General features: G+C 61.9%; 16 protein-coding genes and 1 pseudogene. 5 read left to right on the top strand and 12 right to left on the bottom strand.

The window, feature by feature from the left end:
- The first annotated feature begins 25 nt into the window (after window positions 1–25).
- Entirely contained in the window at window positions 26–289 is a 264-nt protein-coding gene (locus JJB74_RS10435; RefSeq protein WP_200591784.1) for a hypothetical protein, read from the top strand.
- A 104-nt stretch (window positions 290–393) separates the two neighbouring features.
- Here JJB74_RS10435 and JJB74_RS10430 read toward each other — a convergent pair whose 3' ends face one another.
- The 6 genes from JJB74_RS10430 to JJB74_RS33195 are packed head-to-tail and all read right to left on the bottom strand — an operon-like array spanning window position 394 to window position 6,618.
- Window positions 394–3,513 carry a pilus assembly protein gene (locus tag JJB74_RS10430; protein ID WP_200591783.1) on the bottom strand — a complete coding sequence of 1,040 codons (3,120 nt, stop codon included), beginning with the start codon at window positions 3,511–3,513 and terminating at the stop codon, window positions 394–396.
- 8 nt (window positions 3,514–3,521) lie between these two features.
- Window positions 3,522–4,142 (bottom strand): pilus assembly PilX family protein, encoded by a 621-nt coding sequence (locus JJB74_RS10425; RefSeq protein ID WP_200591782.1) that lies wholly within the window; start codon window positions 4,140–4,142, stop codon window positions 3,522–3,524.
- Window positions 4,142–5,140, bottom strand: a complete 999-nt coding sequence (locus JJB74_RS10420) for a PilW family protein (protein WP_200591781.1) — start codon at window positions 5,138–5,140, stop codon at window positions 4,142–4,144. Before JJB74_RS10420 ends, JJB74_RS10425 begins: the two co-directional genes overlap by 1 nt.
- Window positions 5,141–5,150: 10 nt before the next feature.
- Complete coding sequence (gene pilV / locus JJB74_RS10415; RefSeq protein ID WP_200591780.1) at window positions 5,151–5,720, bottom strand: type IV pilus modification protein PilV; 570 nt, start codon at window positions 5,718–5,720, stop codon at window positions 5,151–5,153.
- Entirely contained in the window at window positions 5,714–6,187 is a 474-nt protein-coding gene (locus tag JJB74_RS10410) for a GspH/FimT family pseudopilin (protein ID WP_200591779.1), read from the bottom strand. Before JJB74_RS10410 ends, pilV begins: the two co-directional genes overlap by 7 nt.
- Window positions 6,188–6,192: 5 nt before the next feature.
- Complete coding sequence (locus tag JJB74_RS33195) at window positions 6,193–6,618, bottom strand: type IV pilin protein (RefSeq protein WP_325170119.1); 426 nt, start codon at window positions 6,616–6,618, stop codon at window positions 6,193–6,195.
- Window positions 6,619–7,017: 399 nt separating this feature from the next.
- Between JJB74_RS33195 and JJB74_RS34160 the strand changes: the two are divergent.
- Both JJB74_RS34160 and JJB74_RS10400 read left to right on the top strand, forming a co-directional pair.
- Window positions 7,018–7,473, top strand: a pseudogene (locus tag JJB74_RS34160) (PAS domain-containing protein); the annotation flags it as partial.
- Window positions 7,474–7,482: 9 nt separating this feature from the next.
- Window positions 7,483–10,338, top strand: a complete 2,856-nt coding sequence (locus tag JJB74_RS10400) for an EAL domain-containing protein (protein ID WP_234484084.1) — start codon at window positions 7,483–7,485, stop codon at window positions 10,336–10,338.
- Window positions 10,339–10,351: 13 nt separating this feature from the next.
- Here JJB74_RS10400 and JJB74_RS10395 read toward each other — a convergent pair whose 3' ends face one another.
- On the bottom strand, window positions 10,352–12,352 hold the full coding sequence (locus tag JJB74_RS10395) for a site-specific recombinase (RefSeq protein WP_200591777.1): 2,001 nt from the start codon (window positions 12,350–12,352) through the stop codon (window positions 10,352–10,354).
- A 348-nt stretch (window positions 12,353–12,700) separates the two neighbouring features.
- Window positions 12,701–13,582: an aldo/keto reductase family oxidoreductase gene (locus JJB74_RS10390; protein ID WP_200591776.1), complete on the bottom strand. Its 882-nt coding sequence runs from the start codon at window positions 13,580–13,582 to the stop codon at window positions 12,701–12,703.
- Window positions 13,583–13,707: 125 nt separating this feature from the next.
- Here JJB74_RS10390 and JJB74_RS10385 point away from each other — a divergent pair, with 125 nt between their 5' ends.
- Window positions 13,708–14,643 (top strand): LysR family transcriptional regulator, encoded by a 936-nt coding sequence (locus JJB74_RS10385; protein ID WP_200591775.1) that lies wholly within the window; start codon window positions 13,708–13,710, stop codon window positions 14,641–14,643.
- A 95-nt stretch (window positions 14,644–14,738) separates the two neighbouring features.
- Here the strand turns inward: JJB74_RS10385 and JJB74_RS10380 are convergent, their stop codons facing one another.
- Entirely contained in the window at window positions 14,739–15,203 is a 465-nt protein-coding gene (locus JJB74_RS10380) for an Lrp/AsnC family transcriptional regulator (protein WP_325170120.1), read from the bottom strand.
- Between the two features lie 138 nt (window positions 15,204–15,341).
- On the opposite strand from JJB74_RS10380, the gene mdeB reads away from it, so the two are divergent.
- The gene (mdeB, locus tag JJB74_RS10375; protein ID WP_200591913.1) at window positions 15,342–18,026 is read left to right on the top strand and encodes an alpha-ketoglutarate dehydrogenase; all 2,685 of its coding nucleotides are present in this window, start codon (window positions 15,342–15,344) and stop codon (window positions 18,024–18,026) included.
- A 111-nt stretch (window positions 18,027–18,137) separates the two neighbouring features.
- Here the strand turns inward: mdeB and JJB74_RS10370 are convergent, their stop codons facing one another.
- The 3 genes from JJB74_RS10370 to JJB74_RS10360 form a co-directional block, all read right to left on the bottom strand.
- Window positions 18,138–18,449, bottom strand: a complete 312-nt coding sequence (locus JJB74_RS10370; RefSeq protein ID WP_200591773.1) for a P-loop NTPase family protein — start codon at window positions 18,447–18,449, stop codon at window positions 18,138–18,140.
- A gap of 185 nt (window positions 18,450–18,634) precedes the next feature.
- The gene (locus JJB74_RS10365) at window positions 18,635–18,997 is read right to left on the bottom strand and encodes a hypothetical protein (protein WP_200591772.1); all 363 of its coding nucleotides are present in this window, start codon (window positions 18,995–18,997) and stop codon (window positions 18,635–18,637) included.
- Between the two features lie 220 nt (window positions 18,998–19,217).
- Window positions 19,218–19,778 (bottom strand): lipid-binding SYLF domain-containing protein, encoded by a 561-nt coding sequence (locus JJB74_RS10360; RefSeq protein WP_200591771.1) that lies wholly within the window; start codon window positions 19,776–19,778, stop codon window positions 19,218–19,220.
- Window positions 19,779–20,084: the final 306 nt, after the last annotated feature.

Here is a 20,084-nt window from a genome sequence, read left to right as displayed (position 1 = left end):
AAGCCTCATTCATCTGGAGGCTGATATGAAACATCGAAACGCAATCGCAGCAAGCCTGATCGCCGGCGCTACCTTGCTGCTCTCCGCTTCGGCCGCCATGGCGCAGGGCGGCCATGAATACCATCCGTATCGCGATGCGCGGCCGCACCATGTCGTGCCGGTGCGCCCGCACTTCCGCCACGATTACCGCCATCATCATGTCGTGCCGGTGCGCAGCCGGCATGACCGCGACGGCGACGGCGTGCCGAACCGCTTCGATGCCCGGCCCAACAATCCCTACCGTCATTGATGCCTGATCCAGTCTGACGCCCCCGTAGGGCCTGCTGCGCCCACGCGGCTAGCGACTGCACGCGTGGGCTCACGCCCACCCTACGGTACCTCGGGCGCCTGGCCTCAGTTCTGCCCCGAAGACTTCCAGTACACGATCTTGCGCTTGCCATTGATCGCCGGGCGCACCTGCTGCGACCCGATCGGCGAGCTTGCGCCACCCGCGCGCTGAGCCGCGCCGATGATTACCGTAACGGGCTTGCCATTGATCGCCACCGTGCCCACCACCGGCGATGGCGGCAGGCCGCCGCCGGCGAAGATGGCCGAGCGGTTGCCGCCGCAGCTGCCCGCCACGCCTATGCTTCCCGAGCCATTGAGCAGGCTGACCCAGTAGCCGCGCGCTTCGCCCAGGCCCGAAGAGCAGCTGTTGGCAGACGGCGGGATAGGCCGGTTGGTGCTGAAGGTAATCATGCCGCCGGCAATGACCGCCGAGGTCACCACTTGCTCGCCGACGCCGTTCTCGTTCAGGTTGAGGAACCAGCCCTTCGTCGAGCCATTGGGCAGGGCGGTCGCGGCATTGCAGGCATTGATGCTGGTGTTGTCCAGCATGGTCGTGGTGTCGTCGAGATTGGTCGACGTGGTGCCGGCAAGATCGTCGAGATAGACATAGAAGCGGTTCGTCACCGGCGCGGTCGTCGGATACTGGCTTTGCAGCGGATGCTCGCGATCGCCCGAACCCAGCGCCACATAGACCTTGGTGCCGGCTTGCAGCAGGGCCGGCGCGAACAGGAACTTGCGGCCGCCGCCGTTGGTATAGGCAACCTTGGTCATGGTCCAGGCAGTGGAAGCCAGCGCAGTCCGGTTGGTGACGCCATCGATGAAGCTGATGCGATAGACATTGCCGCCGGTGTCAGCCACATAGGCGTAGTCGACCATGCCGTCATTGTCGATATCGATCAGCGACACATCGGCGGCGACGCTGCGCGTGGTCGCGAAGGAAGCGATGACGGCGCCGGTGTCGGCATTCAGGATATAGACGGCGCGACCCTTGGCCGAGCCGCACGTGGGCGCGGAAGAATTCGCGTCTTCGCAGGCGTCGTAGCCGCCGCCAGTAATGATCACCGGCGTGCTGGTGGAAAAGCCCTTGATGAAGGCCGGGCTCGGCGTCGACCAGGTCTGGCCGATGCCCGAGGCATTGGCGGTGCAGCCGGTGTCGTCGCCGAGGTTCGGGCAGCCGAACTTCCACTTCACCGCCGGCGTCCACTGCGGGGGTGTCGATGTCGACGTCGAAGTCGCCGGCGGTGAGACATCGAGTGCATACAGCATGCGGCCGCCGCGGCGCATGCTTGGATAGATCCAGACTTTCGAGCTGTCCGCGTTCTGATACAGCCCGATCGGGCCGTCGAAGAAGTAATCCTTGGACGTAGGCGTGGGCGTGATGCCCGAGGTCAGCATGCCGGGATAGGCAATCAGCGGGCTGTTGGTCTGCAGGCGCTGCAGCTTGCCGAAGAACTCCGGGGCGATGAATGCCCAGCGCTCGGCGCCGTTTGACGCATCGATCGCGCGCAGCGTGCCATCGTTCGCGCCGTAGTACACGGTCACGCCGTTGGTGCTGCCATAGTTCACCGGCAGCGGGCGCGAATGCACCACGTCGCCGTGTATCGATGGCCGCGTTTCCGTCGTGTTGCTGTTGCCGTTTTCATCGTTCACGTCCTGGCCCAGCGTGTAGTTCACCACGCTGGAAGACAGGCCGGTATTGGTGGTGTTGAAGTTGACCAGCGTCGTGCCCGAGCTGGTGTAGACCTTGCGGTTCACCGCCCAGGTCGGCGTGGTATTGGTGGTCGGCGGATTGTTGCCCTTGCGGACCACTTCGGCGACCGATCCCTTTTCCACGATGGGTCCGTCCGGGGCGTCCGAGAACTTGTTGTAGCTCGTGCTCGAGGCCGGGCAGGCGCCGGCTGGCGACGGGTTTTCCGGGACGTTGGACCAGTAGCTGCCGGAATCGGTGGTCCAGAAGCTGGTGGCGCAGTTGGCGAGGAAGCCGGTCAGCGGGTTTACCGCGAGCGCGCCGCTGGCGTCACCAAGGTCGATCGAGCTGCCGCTGTTGACCAGCTGGTATTGCTTCATGTTGCCCATCCAGCGCGGCGCGGCGCTGGCGTCGGGCCGGAACATGCCGATGAAGACCTGGTTCGCCTGCTGCGTGCGGTTGGTCGCCGAGATCGGCAGCGAGGCCGAGGCGAAGGTGGTGTTGACGCTCTGTATCTCGGCAAAGACCTGTTCCAGCGCGCTGAGAATATCGGCCGCGCTTTGCGCCGTGAAGTATTTGCCGCCGCCGGCGCGCGCCATGTTGGACAGGTAGTTCGCCTGCGTCGGATGGTTGCTGGACGGCTTGCTGCCGAAGACATCCAGGGTGTAGGTGACGACGTTCTGCTGTCCCGAGATCGCGGCCACGTCGGTCTGGAACAGGTAGCGCGCCCATTCGTCTGCGAGATAGACCTTGTTGCCGCCGTCCATGCCGTTCGGCTGCACCGGCGTGGCGTCGCCGTTCACATTGGCCAGCAGCGTGGGATCGTCCTGGTTCGGGAAGCCGTTGCCGATGAAGATCACATAGTTCTTCGCGCAGGGATTGGTGACCGGCGACACATAGTTCGCATAGTTGGCGCTGTAGGCGGTGGCGTCGACTTGCGCCGTCGGTATGCTGGAATAGCGCGCCAGGCCGAAATGCGTGCTGTCGGTTGGCGTGCCGGCGACATCGTCGTTCGCATGCGCCGGGCTGGTGTAGCCGCCGAAATACTTGAAGACGTCGAACATTACGCCGCCATAGGTGGCATTCGAAGACGCTTTCCAGGTCGGATCAGTGATGTTGTTGTAGCGCGCGGTGAGCCAGGACTGCCAGCTGCTGATGTTGGCGCTGGTCATCGAATTGACGCCGAACACCACCATGCCGCCCTGGTTGCCCGAGACCGTGGTCAGCGTCATCAGGCCGACATTGATGCTGGCCGGCAGATTGCCGATCACCTGCGACAAGGCGTTGACCTCGGCCTGGCCCTGCGTAATGCCGCCGGGCCATTGCTGGTTGTTCGCCGACCAGTTCGAGGTGTTGTCGAGCACGATCAGCACATTGGCCGTGGCGCCGGAAGCGCTGCCTGGCGTGGTGAAGATGTCGATATCGTCGGCGAGCGACGGCGTCGTCATGCCGCACAGGCCGGTCAATGCGGCCGCGCCGGCGAAACGGGAAATCCTCATCGCTATCCTCAATTGCAGTTGTAGGTGGAGTTGGCGTCGTCGCTGGAGGTACGCACGCGCACGCCGGCAGCCACGGTCGCGCTTGCGCCCTGGCTGGTATCGGTTGCCACCGCTTCAACGTCCCAGAGCATTTCATTGCACATCGAATTGCCGGAGGCCGATCCGGCCACGCCAAAGGTCTGGCCGACGCCGATGGCGCAGCTCGCGTCTTCGGTGCGCGACAAGTCGAGATTGGCATTGGTGACCGGCTTGACCTGCTGCACGCAGGGCGCGGTCTGCCACTGGCCGTTGGACCGGGTGCTGCCCACGGCCACGGTGACGTCGGTGCTGCCATCGTCGTTGACATCGATGCAGGCGGTGTTGGCCTGCTTCTGTCCGGCGGCGTCGGTGCAGGGCGCGGGCACGGCATTGGTCGGCGTGGCGCTGAAGTTCGGGTTCGACACCACCTGCTCGATCGCGCTCTGGGCCGCCGACAGCGTCTGGCCGCGCTGCTGCATGTTGCCGACGATTTGCAGATTGCCGCTGCCGAGGCGGAACGAGCTGATGGCCAGCATCGTGATCAGCATCAGCATGATCATGCTGACGATCAGCGTGATGCCGCGCTGGCGGGAAAGAGGCGTTGGCCGCATCACATGTTCCTCTGAGCGGTGTTGTTGACGCGCGCCGTAGTCTCGTACACATGGCGCTTGTAGTTGGCTGCCGCGCCGGTCGGTGTGTAGCTGACGCCTGCGCCGAGGGTATAGGTCTTGGCATCGGTGTAGCCGGCGCTGGCCGTGGCGGCACGCGCCAGCACATGGATCTTCACCGCCACGACATTGCGCCAGGCGGCGTCGCTGCCCGCATCCGCGGCCCAGGACGCGGGCATGCCGGTGGCGGCGGTGAGGCTGTCGATGCCGTATTCGAACTGCAGATTCTCGATGCCATCGACCAGCGGCACGATGGAAAAGCCGCTGGGACCGAGTTCGGCGCGCTTCAGCGTCGGCACGCCGTCGCCGGAGACATTGTTGTTGGCGACAAAGTAGATGTGCACGCGGTAGCGATGCAGCGGCGCGGTCGTTACGCAATCCACCCGTTTCTTCGTCAGGCTGGTGGCGCTGCTGCTGAGCGCATAGTAGGTATTCACATTGCCCGAGCCGAGTTCGGTGGCGCTGTTGCATCCGGAAGCCTGCAGATAGACCGCGCCGCTGACTGCGGCTTCGCATCCGGTTTCGCCGACGGCGCAGGTGCTGGCGCGCCGGACCACGACGATATCGGTACCGGTCTTCACATCGGACAGGCAGGTCGGCGCGGTGGCGACATCGTTGATTCCCTGCACCGGCATGGCCATGGCTGCGGCCAGACTGGCGACATCGGTGGCGCAGGGATCGGGAGACACCGGCGTGGCCATGGACGACGGATCGAATTCCGCCAGGTAGCCGGCGTTGCGCAAATCGTCGGCCAGCAGCGAGGCGGCGTAGCGGCCGTTTTCAATCTGCTCGTTGGCGCGGCGGATTTCATCATGGGCGCGGCTGTTGCGCACGAACAGGCTGGAGACGCCGGCGAGAATCAGCAGGCCGATCGTGATGGCGATCATGATCTCGATCAGCGAAGCGCCTTGCTGGCGGCGAAATGGCGTGATGGCGGGCATGGCGATGGCCTCAGCAGGAAGGGACGCTGACGGCGATGCGGTTCGACACCGCACGGCGATAGCCGTCCGTCGCGCCGAACGCACCGCTGCCGCAGCTCTGGGCAGGCGCAACCGCATTGGTCAGCCCCTGCCAGATCACGGTGACTTCATAAACGCCGGGCCGGCAGGACGGGGCGGTGGTGATCGGCGCCTGGACCTGCACGATGCAGCCGCGCAGGCCAAAGCCATTGGCCACGCTTTCCGACGCGCCCTTCAGGACATTGCTCCATTCGCACACGTCGCGCGCGGGACCGGCGGCGACGGTCGCGCAGGACGCGGGCTGCGTGTCGCCGGCACCTATCGTTCCGGTCGACACATAGCTCGCGGCCGCGTTGCGGTTGGCGTTGATGCGTTCGCTCATGTCGCCGAGCGCGAGCAGGGCCTGCGAGCGCTGGTAGGCTTCCACCTCCGCGGTATGCACCTTGCTCTGCAGGCTGGCCATGCCGAGCAGGCCGAAGCCGAGGATCACGACCGATACCAGGACTTCTATCATCGACAAGCCTTGCTGAAGGCGGCGCGGGTGATGACGTGTCTTCAGCATGATGACCCCCGGTTCAGCAGCGGCTGTCCTGACAGGCTCACCGACACGCAGCTCGCGTTGCCGCCGCCGCTGCTGACGGCAACGGCGAAGGATGCCGCGGCGCTGGCGGTGCTGCGGCCAGCGGGTCCATAGGTGACGCTGGTCGGACCGGTAATGCTCACGCCCCGGGTGGCGGCATGCGCATCGATCGCATTGCCGCTGGCGGGATCGGTGATGCTCCAGCCATTGGTCCATGCGCCGGAGACCGGGCTCAGCGTAACGCTGGCATTGCGCTTGATCGCCTCGCTGCGCGCGCGCAGCAGCGCGGCATACAGGTCGGTGCCAACGGTTTTTGCGCGCATGGTGCCGATCAGCCCGGAGAAGGAGGGATAAGCCATGCCGGCAATGACGACGCCGATGCTGAGGGTGACGAGCAGTTCGATGAGCGTGAATCCGCCGCGCCGCGTTTGCGATGGACGATGGCGCATCGCGATCACCAGGCGCTTGTCGGCAGCTTGTTGCCGACGTTGTCGATGGACAGGGTGACATCGCCGGCCTGGGCGCTGGTGGTGATCGGCGTGGCGGTGAAGGTGAAGCTCATCAATGCGGTGCCGGCTGTCGGAGCGGTCGGCGGCGTGATCGTGTAATAGGTGGAAACGTTGCTTGGCACCGTCATGTTCAGCGTCGCGATGTCCGGCGCATACGAGCGGTTGTCAAGCAGGTATTCCTGTTCCTTCTGCGCGACGTCCATCAGGAAGGCCTGCGCCGTCGCACGGCGGCCACGCTTCAGATAGTTCTGGTAGGACGGCAGGGCGATCGCCGCCAGGATGCCGATGATGACCACCGTCACCATCATCTCAACCAGGGTAAAGCCGCGCGCGGCGCGCGGAAGAGCATACGTCCGTGTGTTCGACATCATGGCAAGGGTTTTCCATACTTACTCCACGGCAATACCATAGTTTCTTATGGGAAATAATGCCACCGTACCTGACGAACGGTGCGCGAACGGGGATGAAAGGCATGTGATGGCTGGTCGTGACGTGCCGATGTCAAGAATGCATCGGACACGATCCATTCTTGTATCGCCCCCATCGGGAACGAATGAAATAAATGCAAATAGGACTTAAATTTCCCTGTGGAACGAAATATGGAAAAACAATGCGATGATTTTTCATGCAATTGCAATACTTAATCTCCATGCAAATCGTCGCCAATCCAAAAACATTCTTTTAGGAAATTATTCCGGCAATATTTTTTCTTGTCAGCACACATTCATGATGTAACAATCGCGGGCGATCCGGAGACTGCCCTGCACGGCATGTGGACATCAAATGCATGGATACATTGCGTTTTATGCCACGCATGCGGCACAAAAAATATGAATCTGATTTTCTCGCCTTGCCGCAGTAATGACAAAACCGCTCCATGCATGGAGCAATTGCTGAGAATCGAAAAGAACGCAGTATGGGCAACGAACGTTAATGAGAAATGCCTTTATCTGAATTCCAGGGAATACGAAATTCGGGCGGAAAACTGGATATCGCCAGTGCATGCCGAAGAAGAATGCATTTATCCCGAGGACAGGTTTAAAGTCGCGGCGGTTTTCAAGAGGGCGCGCCTTTCGCGAAATGCCTATGATGTTGAATTCCGTATTGTCGAAGCCGATAAAAAAATACGGTGGCTAAGAATTTTCGGTCGGCCCCGATTCACCGAACAAGGCGGTTTTTGCGGTTATGAAGGTGCGATCATCGACATAACCGAACAAAAAGTCATAACCGAACGCTTGCTGAAACGCGAGGCGACCTATCGCAGCATGGCCGACAACAGCGTTGAAGCATTGAACAGGTCGCAAAAAAGCGAAGAGCGTTTCGTCCATCTCACCACGCATTCCTCGGACTGGTATTGGGAAACCGATGAATCGGATCGCTTTACCTTTCTTCCGAATGGCAAACAAAGGCCTTCCGGCCTGCCGCCGGCGCAGCTCATCGGCAAAAGGCGCATCGATCTTGCCGTCGATCCGAACGCACCGGCGCTGCGCGAATATCTGCGCAAGGTGGAACGGCGCGAGGCCTTTGAAAACCTGCGCTACAGGACGCAGGGCAGCACGCCGGGCACCACGCGGGTAGTGAACATTTCCGGCGCACCGTTCTTCGAGCATGGCGTATTTCGCGGTTATCGCGGCACCGGGCGCGATGTCACCGATGAAGTCGAACGCACGAATGAACTGGCGCGCCTGGCGCGGGAAAATACGGCCATCATCGAAAATTCGCCGGATATCATGGCTGTGCTCGATGAAGACGGTAATTATTTACGCATCAGCGAAGCCGCCTTTGAAATTCTCGGCTACGGCGCACGTGAATTCCTGGGTCGCCATTTTCTGGAATTCATCCATCCGGATGACGCCGCAATAGGGAGTGAGGCGCTTTCCGGATGCAAACGCCACAAACGTTTTGCCAGCGAATTCGAGGCGCGATGGAATCAGAGACGTGGCGGCATCGTGCATTTATCCACTTTCCTGCGTTGGTCCGCCGCGGAAAACCTGCTTTATCTGACTTCACGGGACATTACCGAGCGCTGCAATGCGCAAGCGGCGCTGAAACAATCACGCGATGAAATCGCGTCGATGCTGGAAAGCATAGGTGATGCGTTTTTTGCGATCGATAAACATTGGCGCATTAAATATGTGAATAGCAAGGCAGCCAATTTGGCGGGCGCCGATCGGGAAGACGCGCTTGGAAAAACATTGTGGGAAGTCGTACCGCAAATCCGCAATTCACCGACGGCCGATTTCTATCGGCGCGCGATGGAAAACCGTCAGCCCGTCTTTTTTGAAGCCTATTCGCCCGTGGTGAAGGCCTGGATCGAGGTGCGCGCGTATCCGAATGCCGACGGCCTGCTGGTGTCTTTCTATGACATCTCGGCCCGGCGCGTGGCCGAGCTTGCCGTGCGCCAGAGCGAGTCCAGGCTGCGCGATGTGATCCAGCTCACGCCCGCCGGCTACCTGCGGTGCGCCGCCGATTCCTGCATCGTCGACGTCAATATCGCCCTGTGCCAGATTGCCGGTTATGCGCGGGAAGACCTGGTCGGCCAGCCGCTGGACCAATTGTTCCCGGGTTGTCCATGGCAGGAAGCGCTGTTCGGCAGGCACAGCGACGATGTCGCGCATGCGCTCGAGGTGGCGATCCATCACCAGGACGGCCATGAAGTGCCGGTGCTGTTCAACGGGCGCATCGAACGCGATGGCGACGGCCGCGCGCTCTCCTTCACCGCCTTCCTGACCGATATCACCAACCGCAAGCAGTCCGAAATGCATATGCAGCATCTGGCCACGCACGATTCGCTGACCGGCTTGCCGAATCGCGCCTACCTGCATGCGCATGTGGAAGGGATGCTGGGTCGCGACGGGGCCAGCGTGCCGTTCGCAGTGATGTTCATCGACCTGGACCGCTTCAAGGAAGTCAACGACTCCTTCGGGCACGAGGCTGGCGATCTGCTGCTGCGCGAAGTTGCGCGGCGGCTGCGCACGCCCTTGCGCGAGGAAGACCTGATGGTGCGGCTGGGCGGCGATGAATTCGTGATCGTCGTTCCCTGCGAGGCGCCACGGGAAGCGGGCGCGGCTGTCGCCCGGGCGCTGCTGGACTCGCTTGCGGAGCCAGTCAATATCGCCGGGCATGAACTTCACGTGACCGCATCGATAGGCATCAGCGTCTTCCCCGACGACGGTCACGGCAAGGAACTGCTGTTCCAGAATGCGGACACCGCGATGTACCGCGCCAAGGCGGCCAGGCGCAATGCGTACCGCTTCTTCGAGCCTGACATGAGCGTGCAGGTCAAGACGCGCATGACGCTGGATGTCGCGCTGCGCCACGCGCTGCGGCGCAATGAATTCGCGCTGCATTTCCAGCCACGCATCAATCTGCAAACGCTGGAGATCAGCGGCATGGAAGCGCTGCTGCGCTGGAAGCATCCGGAATTCGGCACCGTGCCGCCGGCCGAATTCATCGGCATCGCCGAAGAATCCGGACTGATCGAAACGATAGGCATGTGGGCGTTGGAAGAAGCGTGCATGCAGGGTGCGGCGCTGATGCGCAGGCTGGGCAGGCCGCTGCGCATCTCGGTCAATGTGTCGGCGCGGCAGTTGCAGGCGCCGGATTTCGCCGACAGGGTCAGCGCGGCTTTGCGCGCAGGCGCAATGGATGCGCAGCTGCTGGAGCTCGAGCTCACGGAAAGCACCCTGATCGAAGATCTCGATCGCTCCGCCAGTCTGCTGAAGGAGCTCAAAGCCCTGGGCGTGGCGATTGCGGTCGACGACTTCGGCACCGGTTACTCGAACCTTGCCTACCTTCGACGCTTCCCGCTGGATGTGCTCAAGCTCGATCGCTCCTTCCTGGTGCAGCAGGACGAAGGCATCAGCAATGTGGCATTCATCAAGGCCTTCGTCGATATGGCGCATGCGCTGGGGCTGGCGGTGGTCGCGGAGGGCGTGGAGTCGCCGGAAGTCCTCGAGTTCCTGTGCCGTACCGCCTGCGACGAAGGGCAGGGCTATCTGTTCGCGGAGCCGATGCCGGTGGATGCGGTGGAAGCCTATCTGTCGGCGTGGCTGGCCGGCGCCTTGCCGGCGCCGGCGGCCTTGCTGTAGGGATTGCTCGGCTTCAGGAAGCCGTGTTCTGCGCCGGCATATCCCGCGGTGGCAGCAGGAAACCCAACGGCCGCGTGCGCAGCAGGCGCAACAGGCTGAGCATCAGTTTCCCGCCCTGACGAAAGCGCACCTGTCGCGCGCGCAGGGCGACGAACAGCGCCAGGCCAAAGCTGACCACCAGATTGGTAATGCCGATGGCGCCGATGCCGGCCACACATCGCCACAGCGCGGACGGATCGATGCCGCCCAGTGTTGAAACCGCAAAGGCGAAATAGCTTGCTGACAGCGTCACATGACGCACATCGAGCGGCAGGCCGAGCAGCATGCCCGCCATCCCCACGGACACCAGCAGAAATCCGAAGAAGAAGTTGCCCATCAGGCCGCCGAGGTTGGCTTCCACATAGCGGGCAATGCGCTCGCGTCGGCGCTCGCCGAACAGCCTGCGCAGCCAGCGCAGACGCTCGATACGGGCCGCCATGCGGGTGTAGGAAGCCTTGTTGTCGTAATAGCCGGAAATCACGCCGGACAGGAACAGGCAGATGCCGGCCAGCGCCGCGTGCGGCACCGCCAGGCTCGCCAGCGGATCGATGTCGTGCAGCAGATGCTGCGCCTTTTCCACGGAAATCAGTTCGGTGCCGAAGACTCTGTGCCACGCGCGGGATAGCAGGAATGCGACCGGAATCACGGTCAGCAAATTGCCGATCACCGCAACCAGCTGCGTGCGTATCACGCTCTGGATCATCGCGGCCAGGCCGTCGGTATCAATGCTGCCGCCGTCCTGGCTATGCAATCCGGTGGCGATGCGCGAAGCCGTCATCGCCGGCTGCTTGGTCGCCACCGTGAAATGCAGCACATGGATCAGCATGAAGCCGAACGCGTAATTCAGGCCGAAGAGCAGCGACTCCACCAGCGGCGCGGCGCGCAGCGTGCCGAGCAGTATCTTGAACAGCGCCATGAAGGCGATGATCACGCCGGCGCCGGCCGAGCTCGACAGCATTTCCCGGTATTCGCCGCGGTTCTCGGCGATGTAGTGGCCGCCCGTGCGGCTGGCGTTTTCGGTGACGTTCTTCGCCAGCAGATCGACGTTCGAGGCGACCAATGGCCGCATCGCATACCGCTGGCAGTGCCCGCGCACGAGCTGCAGTCCCAGGTCCAGCACCGCGTCGGGCGCTGGCTCTGCGCGGATATCCGACAGCTCCAGCAGACGCGCCAGCCGCTCGATGCTCTGCGACATGCGCACCAGCAGATAGGTGAGCGCAACGCTGATGCCTTCCCTGGCTGCCTTGCGCCGGATCTTTGCGATCACGTCTTCGCACTGGTCCAGCATCACCAGCGCCTGGCTGGCGTCGTCCTGCGGCTGCACTCCGCCGTCCAGCCACTGCCGCATGCCTTCCAGGTAGCGATGCATCTCCACGTTCAGCATCAGGAAAGGCGATCCGAATTCCTCCAGCTCCGGATGCGCGCGGATCAGCTCCGGCTCCAGTCCCATCGCCGTGATGCGCTGTGCGAGCGTCTGCATCGCTTCGATCAATTCCAGGCCGTTATCTCGCGCCGCATGTTCGAGCGGCGGCACGCCGGCCGGCGGCGGCGCGGCGGCGAGCGCCTGATGTAGGTCCAGCCAGTCCTGCGCGGGCACCGCGGCGATCCAGATGTGGTCGTCATGACGCGGCAGGATGCGCTGCAGGCAGTCCTGCAGGTAGACATCGTCCAGCGCCGGCGGCAGCAGGCGGTAGAAGATGCGCCGGGAAAGCTCGGTGAAGAAGCCATCGCTGGGCAAGATGCCGGTGTCGGTGTAGACGCTGGTCTGACGGCGCGATGACACCAGCAGCAGCAGGTAATGCCTGAGGCTGGCGGCATGGCTGCCATGGGCGCGCAGCAGCGCCGTCAACTGGCGCACCGGCGAGCCGGGATCGCGCGGCGTGGCCTGCGCACGCAGAGCCGAGACCAGACGCACCAGCGCATCGATGGACGGATCATTCGGATGAAGAGAAATCTCTTCGAGGATGTGCAGCATGGGCGAGTACTCGGAACGGATTCAGCGTTGCAGGGCGATGCATAACGCTGCGGGTGACATGGCGTGTCCGATTCGCGGAAATCGGGTCACACGTGGCAACGCCAGTGTCAGGTCCGGCGCCATGCGCACGCGGCGAAACATCACGGCCCGACTCAACTATGCGTAGCTCGGCGCTATGGTCGTCGGCATGGGAGGCGCAAGTCTGTGCGCTGGGGCACCGAGTGCCGGATTCCATTGCAGCGCCATTGGCCGAGGTTTGCGCCGCTCTGCACGCCGCCGAGCGATTCCGTTCCGGCCGCAGGGCGGGCGGCCGAAGCCTGCGCCGCCCATGAACGACTCCGTCCCGGCTCAGCCTTCGCTGGCCGGATTAGCAATACGCTCGAGTCTTTCGATAGCCTCTTGCGGCAGGACCAGTTCTGCGGCTGCGATGTTCTGCCGCAGATGCGCGATGGACGAGGTGCCTGGAATCAGCAGGATGTTCTTCGAACGCTGCAGCAGCCATGCGATTGCCACCTGCATCGGCGTTGACCCCAGGTCGTTGGCAACCGCGGACAAGGCGTCCGACTGCAGCGGCGAGAAGCCGCCCAGCGGGAAGAAGGGCACGTACGGAATGCCGTCGCGGGCCAGCGCATCGATCATGGCGTCATCGTGGCGATGGACCAGGTTGTACATGTTCTGCACGCAGGCGATGGGCACGATGCGCCGCGCTTCTTCCACCTGCCGCATCGTCACATTGCTCAGGCCGATGTGCCGGATGAGTCCCTGCTGCCTCAGTTCGGCCAGCGCCGCCAGCGGCGCTTCCAGCGAACCTTCCGCCGGGCCATGCACATCGAGCATGCTGCGCAGATTGACCACGTCGACCACGTCCAGCCCGAGATTGCGCAGATTGTCGTGGACCGCCTGGCGCAGTTCTTCCGCTGAGCATGCCGGCAGCCAGGCGCCTTCAGCGTCGCGGCGGGCGCCCACCTTGGTGACCAGCACAAGATCGTCGGCATAGGGATGCAGCGCGGCGCGGATGAGTTGATTCGTGATGTGCGGACCATAGAAATCCGAGGTGTCGATATGGTTGACGCCGAGCGCCACGGCCTCGCGCAGCACGGCGCGGGCCGCTTCGGGGTCGCGCGGCGGGCCGAATACGCCGGGGCCGGCGAGCTGCATGGCGCCATAGCCGAGGCGTCGAACGTTGCGATGACCAAGCGGATGGCTGCCTGCGTGATCGATGGTGGGCATGGAATTCTCCGGTGCGTTAATAATGCAATCACAATAAGTCCGGTTCGATTACAGGACAATCCGGTATAGTTTTGACAGGTTGTGCGGGAAAACGAACAATGGGCATTTCGCCAAGGGAGGCAGCAATGAAAGTTGAACTGGGTGATTTATCCGCCTTCGTCGCCGTTGCCCGCGCCAGGGGTTTTCGTGACGCTGCCCGGGTGGCGGGCACCAGTGCGTCGGGCCTGAGCGAAGCGGTGCGACGCCTCGAAGCCAGGCTCGGCGTGCGCTTGCTCAACCGCACCACGCGTAGCGTCGTACCGACGGAAGCCGGCGCCAGCCTGCTTGCGCGCCTGGACCCGGTACTCGATGAAATCGACAGCGCGCTCGACGTGGTCAATGGCTTCCGCGATACCCCCACCGGAACGCTGCGCCTGAACGTGCCGGTCAGCGCGGCCCGGCTCGTGCTGCCCGCCATCGTGCCGCGTTTTCTGGCCGCCTATCCGGAGATCCGCCTCGAAGTGATTGCCGACGAAAGCTTCGTCGACGTGCTGGCGGCCGGTTGCGATGCCGGCATTCGTTATGAAGAAAGACTGGAGCAGGACATGGTCGCCGTGCCGATCGGGCCGCGCATGCAGCGCATGGCGGCCGCCGCGGCGCCGGGCTATCTGGAACGCCGCGGCCGACCGACGCATCCGCGCGAACTGCTCGACCACACCTGCATGCGCGCACGCTTCGCCAGCGGCGCGATGATCCGCTGGAGCTTCGAACGCGATGGCGAAACGGTGACGATCGATCCGTCCGGCCCGCTGTTGGTACAAGTGGGCGGCGCCATCGACCTGACGGTGGACGTCGCCCTGGCCGGCACCGGCATCGTCTACCTGTTCGAGGACTGGCTGCGACCCTATATCGACCAGGGCCTGCTCGAACCGGTGCTGGAGTCGTGGTGGCCGCGTTTTTCCGGTCCGTTTCTCTACTATCCCGGACGGCGCCTGCTGCCGGCGCCATTGCGCGCCTTCGTCGATTTCATACGCACTGAGGCGGCGACTGCGACTGACATTACACGCGCACCGGCGATATAGGCCGCCAGTTCATCCGGCATTCGCTGCGGGAACGCGGCCTTCAGATGTTCAAGGAAGGCGGATACGTCGAGTTCAAAGGACGCGTTGCTCGGGTATCAAGAACTGATCGGTAGTGCGGTCTTGTATTTGACCTGCTTTAACGCAAAGCTGGATCGTATGTTCTTTATGCCTGGAATTTTTGTCAGATGGTTCAGGATAAAACTTTCCAGTGCCTGGATATCGGGCACGACGATCCTGAGAAGGTAATCTGCATCTCCCGTCATCAGATAGACCTCCATCACTTCATCGAAGTGACTCACTGCCTTTTCAAACAGGGCGAGTGCGCCTGATTCCTGCTTCTCCAGACTTACCTGAATAAATACATTGACCTTGAGTCCGAGCATGGGCGGGTCGACCAAAGCCACATATCGTGCAATGACTTTGCTGGCTTCGAGATGTTTCACTCTCGCCAGCGTCGGTGAAGCGGACAGGTTGACTTTCCTGGCGAGCTCAACATTGCTGAGGCTGGAGTCCTCCTGCAAGGCTTGCAGAATGCGCAGATCTACGGGGTCTAATCGGATCATGGTTTAAAAGTCTGTCTTCGGCCTTGGTGGCAGCATTTTATGCTGTTTGCCCTTGCCCAAGGACCCGAATTCGGTCGCTCATTCTGCAGGTTTGTCCCTACAGTATGTCCACTCAACGAGCCGGGAATGACGACCATGGAAATGCCATCTGCTACGCATCTTTACCAGGAGCATGACGACGACATCACCGAAACCAATGAGTGGATCGAGTCCCTTCAATCCGTCATTCAGCATGCTGGACCTGAGCGTGCCCGCTTCCTGCTCTCGCGACTAAGTGCGACTGCACGGCAAATGGGCGTCAAATGGCGGGACGCGCGCAACACGCCCTATATCAACACGATACGTTCCGAAGACGAGCCGCCTTTCCCAGGAGGAATCGATGCGCTTGCTATGGAGCAGCATCTCGCCAGCCTGATGCGATGGAATGCGCTTGCCATGGTGGTGCGAGCGAATCGTGCCTACGGTGAACTCGGCGGCCATATTGCCAGCTATGCCTCCGCGGCGGACTTGTTTGAGGTTGGCTTCAACCATTTCTTTCGCGCTCGTACCGATGAATTCGGCGGTGACCTTGTCTATTTCCAGGCGCATTCCGCTCCAGGTATCTATGCACGCGCCTTCCTTGAAGGCACGCTGACAGAAACCGAACTCGGGTTCTATCGACAGGAAATCGAAGCCAGGAAGCATGGCGCCTGCGGTCTTTCGTCTTACCCGCATCCCTGGCTGATGGAAAACTTCTGGCAGTTCCCCACCGGGTCCATGGGGCTGGGGCCGATCAGCTCGATCTACCAGGCGCGATTCATGCGCTATCTCGAGCAGCGCGGACTGATCGCTGCCCAGGATCGGAAAGTGTGGGGCGTGTTTGGCGACGGCGAGATGGACGAACCCGAGTCTTTGGCCGCGCTGAGCCTGGCCGCACGAGAGGGTCTCGATAATCTCGTGTTCGTCGTGAATTGCAATCTTCAGCGCCTCGATGGTCCGGTGCGCGGCAACAGCCATATCGTGGATGAGCTTGAAACCCTGTTCGAAGGAGCGGGGTGGAACGTCATCAAGCTGCTGTGGGGCGCGGACTGGGATCCGTTGTTTGCGCGCGATAAGACAGGAGAACTCGTTGCCGCGCTCAACCGCACGGTGGATGGTCAGCTGCAGACCTTCGCGGCCAACAATGGCGCGTTCAATCGCGAGCATTTCTTTGGGCAGACGCCGGCGCTGACGGAGCTCGGAGAGAGCTTGACCGACGAAGAGATCGATGGCCTGCGGCGAGGCGGTCATGACATGAAGAAAATCCATGCCGCTTACCATGCCGCAGCGAGCCACCGCGGTCAGCCGACCGTCATTCTCGCGCAGACGAAAAAGGGATACGGCATGGGCACCGCGGGTCAAGGGAAGATGACCACGCACCAGCAGAAGAAGCTTGACACGGATACGCTGCTCCAATTCCGTGACCGTTTTCGCCTGCCGATTTCGGATGCGCAATGCGAAGCCCTGGCCTTCTACAAGCCTGCGGAAGACAGTGCCGAAATGCGGCACCTTCATCAACGTCGCGCGGCTTTGGGCGGGTTCATGCCGCGCCGTACCGTGTCACGGGTAAAGCTGGACGTTCCTGACATGGCGTCCTATGCCAGGTTCGCACTCGAAGCGGACGGCAAGGAGATGTCGACCACCATGGCACTCGTGCGCATGATGGGCGCCTTGCTGAAGGATGGCGGTATTGGAAGACATATCGTGCCCATCGTCGCAGATGAAGCCAGGACCTTCGGCATGGCGAATCTATTCCGGCAGGTTGGCATCTACTCTTCTCAAGGCCAGCTGTACCAGCCGGAAGACATCGGATCCATCCTGTATTACCGTGAGGCCCGAGATGGACAGATTCTTGAGGAAGGGATCTCGGAGGCGGGCGCCATCTCTTCATGGACAGCAGCAGCAACCAGCTACTCTGTGCACGGTCTGCCGATGCTGCCGTTCTATATTTATTACTCGATGTTTGGCTTCCAGCGTATCGGTGACCTTATCTGGGCCGCGGCTGATCAGCGTGCGCGAGGATTCCTGATAGGCGCAACATCAGGGCGTACCACGCTGGCCGGCGAGGGCCTGCAACACCAGGACGGGTCCAGCCATTTGATTGCGGCGACCGTGCCAAACTGCATTGCCTACGATCCGGCCTATGCGTATGAATTGGCTGTGATTGTCCAGGATGGCATGGAGCGCATGCTGGACAAGCAGAAGGATGTTTTTTACTACGTCACCGTCACCAACGAAAACGAAGCCCAGCCCGGAATGCCGGTCGGCGTTGAAGACGGGATACGGCGCGGCATGTACTGTCTGCAGGCTGATGACCAAGCCGATGTAAGACTGCTGGCGTCAGGTCCGATCCTCAAGGAAGCCATCGCAGCCGCGGCCTTGCTCAGGGATCACTTCGGGGTCCGCGCTGAAGTATGGAGCGTGACAAGTTACTCGGAGCTGGCTCGTGACGGCATCGCCGCCGAACGCAGACAGCGCATCACCTCTTCATCCGAAGCTCCCTATGTCACCCGGCAGCTGGCCGGCAGCACCGCGCCCGTCGTCGCTGCCAGCGACTATGTACGCAACCTGCCGGAAGGCATCCGTGCCTATGTCCCGGCGCGATACGTGACCTTGGGCACCGATGGGTTTGGTCGTAGCGATACACGAGCCAATCTGCGGGACTTCTTCGAAGTGGATGCGAAGTGGATCGCTTTTGCCGCCCTGAGCGAGCTGCCGATGGCCAAAGAAGCGGAACACTTGAAACGCTGTGCTGAAACACTGGGCCTTGATATCACCAAGCCCATATCGACTGCGGTGTAGGAGCGGGCGCAAAAAGGATGGGACACATTGCAGTCAAGGTGCCGGATAGTGGCGACTTCAAAGAGGATGCAGTCATTGAGGTGTTGGTGAAGCCTGGCGATACGATACGGATCAATCAATCTGGAGCACCCCCTGAAAGGTGCCTTGGGTCTGAAGAGACGTAGATAGTGTGGCTCTGTCGCATGACGTGAAGTAGTCGCGCGGTCCGGTGAACTGCTGCCGTTGATGCACGACGCAAGGGCTTAGGTGAAACGATATTGCGCCCTGGCGGTCGCGCGGCTCAGCATGCTGCGCTTCGATGTTGAGTCCCCGGGCTCGGTCATAGAGCGTATTCAGGATTTCATCGAACGAAAAGCAGGCGACAGGCTCGCTTCTTTTCGACCCGGCAATCGCATACTGCAGCGCAAGCGAGGACTTGCCCACGCCGGTTTGCCCCTGCAGCACTTCCCTTGTGCCCAGCGTGGGTCCGCCACGCACAACGGTCTGTTGTCGTTTGGGATGGGCAGCAAAGTCGCCCCATACCGGAATTGCATCAGGAGAAGATAAGCGCTTGCAGCGAAAACGGAAGCAGCCATCGCAACCTTAAAGGTGGCGCGGCGTCCTGTGGGTCAGCGAGGCATGGCATGCGGCGTGCACGCCGGGCAGCGTCCTGCGGCACCGGACAGGCGTTTTGCGTGGCGCTGTGCCGCCTGCAACATGCCTTGCTGATATGCGGTTGCCTTGTCCGGGTCCTGAGCTATGGGATCGTGGTCGTAGTTGTCGTCGCCCTGAATCCCTTCTTCCTCCAGGCGCGCTATACGGTGCTCCAGAGAGGAAAGGTATTGTCGCTGCGTGGCATCGGCATGGAGATGCGCCTCGGCCGCAATCCTGGCCAGTTCGCCAGCGCGTTGGACTTGATACCCGGCAAAGCCCAGGCTCGCTATGGCAACCACGATGGCTGTGATGGTGCCAGCCGGCGGTTCTGATGACATCTGCTTGTTCCCTCAGGTATGGCGTCCGTCAATTCAATCAAAGCACATCGCATCTGACCCATGCCTTCGCTCGGCTCTTCAATACCTTCCGATCGGCTCCAATGACCAACCACGCGCGTTTCCTGCGTCGACCGGGACTCGGAGATCCTCGCCTTCGATGTCGATGAACGCGATCCGCGCGCAACCGGGATCCCTTGCCAGGCCAGCGCGGGCGCAAGGCTCACTGATTGAGCCTGGTGACTTTCGTACCCTGCAGGCCTATGCCGGCCATGAGCCCCTTCTGGCTGAAAATGAAGGCGTAGATATCGTTGCGCAGCGTCTTGTTGGTCAGCGACTTCGCCGCACCGGCGTCCACGATGACAATGCTCGGGCCGGTTCCGAGCTCGAAGCCGGCGCTGGACTTCAGATTATCCAGCGCGGACTGGCTGATGAAGAACAGCGCATAGCCATACTTCTGCGCCCCTGCCTGCAGACCGTAGGACAAGCCCGAGGTGTTGTAGTGTCCGGTTACCTTGCCGTCTTCAAACAGCACGCCGTTACCCCCCTGCGCGCCGACGACGAAGCCGGCCTTGTAGATGCTCGGGAACACCAGGATGCCTTTGGCCTGCTTCGCGACCGTCCGGGCCGCGGGAGTCGTGCTGTACAGGGTTTCCAGTGCGGCCCGGCTGTTCTGCACCACCGCTTCATCCGACTTCGCGATAGCCTGGCTTGTGCCGGCCATGGAGGCGAGCATAACGATGAACACCAGGAACAGTTTCGGGCAGGGGAATGGCCGCATCATGATGGACGCTCCATGAGAAGGTGCCGGCCTCATCGGCTCGGCACAAGGGCTATCGTCGCGCTTCATCTTGCCAGACCGGTGGTCGCGCGGCCATTGGCCCTTGGTCGCATGTCTTTGGCGCGCGCATTGCCCTCCTGAAAGGGCGGCTGCACGAACATGGATAGTCTTGTGAAGACGCTATTCCGGCGCAACCGTTGCCTGGCGCATGCCTGTATCGAGCCGCAGATGAAAACAGCTTGCCGTCTTCAGCCGTATTCCCCACCAGCGCAGGTACCGCATCATGGCTGGTGCGCTTCGTGACGATGA

Source organism: Noviherbaspirillum pedocola (assembly GCF_016632335.1).
Taxonomy (GTDB): Bacteria; Pseudomonadota; Gammaproteobacteria; order Burkholderiales; family Burkholderiaceae_D; genus Noviherbaspirillum_A; species Noviherbaspirillum_A pedocola.
The sequence above is the reverse complement of the archived record's forward strand: the minus strand, read 5'-3'. Positions and strand labels throughout refer to the sequence as shown.

What these genes read in the sequence shown, in the direction of transcription:
- JJB74_RS33195 (WP_325170119.1), bottom strand. Translation starts at nt 6,618, where the DNA reads ATGATGTCGAACACACGGACGTATGCTCTTCCGCGCGCCGCGCGCGGC.
- JJB74_RS10420 (WP_200591781.1), bottom strand. Translation starts at nt 5,140, where the DNA reads ATGCCCGCCATCACGCCATTTCGCCGCCAGCAAGGCGCTTCGCTGATC.
- JJB74_RS10425 (WP_200591782.1), bottom strand. Translation starts at nt 4,142, where the DNA reads ATGCGGCCAACGCCTCTTTCCCGCCAGCGCGGCATCACGCTGATCGTC.
- JJB74_RS10385 (WP_200591775.1), top strand. Translation starts at nt 13,708, where the DNA reads ATGAAAGTTGAACTGGGTGATTTATCCGCCTTCGTCGCCGTTGCCCGC.
- pilV (WP_200591780.1), bottom strand. Translation starts at nt 5,720, where the DNA reads ATGCTGAAGACACGTCATCACCCGCGCCGCCTTCAGCAAGGCTTGTCG.
- JJB74_RS10410 (WP_200591779.1), bottom strand. Translation starts at nt 6,187, where the DNA reads ATGCGCCATCGTCCATCGCAAACGCGGCGCGGCGGATTCACGCTCATC.
- JJB74_RS10360 (WP_200591771.1), bottom strand. Translation starts at nt 19,778, where the DNA reads ATGATGCGGCCATTCCCCTGCCCGAAACTGTTCCTGGTGTTCATCGTT.
- mdeB (WP_200591913.1), top strand. Translation starts at nt 15,342, where the DNA reads ATGGAAATGCCATCTGCTACGCATCTTTACCAGGAGCATGACGACGAC.
- JJB74_RS10435 (WP_200591784.1), top strand. Translation starts at nt 26, where the DNA reads ATGAAACATCGAAACGCAATCGCAGCAAGCCTGATCGCCGGCGCTACC.
- JJB74_RS10390 (WP_200591776.1), bottom strand. Translation starts at nt 13,582, where the DNA reads ATGCCCACCATCGATCACGCAGGCAGCCATCCGCTTGGTCATCGCAAC.
- JJB74_RS10430 (WP_200591783.1), bottom strand. Translation starts at nt 3,513, where the DNA reads ATGAGGATTTCCCGTTTCGCCGGCGCGGCCGCATTGACCGGCCTGTGC.
- JJB74_RS10395 (WP_200591777.1), bottom strand. Translation starts at nt 12,352, where the DNA reads ATGCTGCACATCCTCGAAGAGATTTCTCTTCATCCGAATGATCCGTCC.
- JJB74_RS10365 (WP_200591772.1), bottom strand. Translation starts at nt 18,997, where the DNA reads ATGTCATCAGAACCGCCGGCTGGCACCATCACAGCCATCGTGGTTGCC.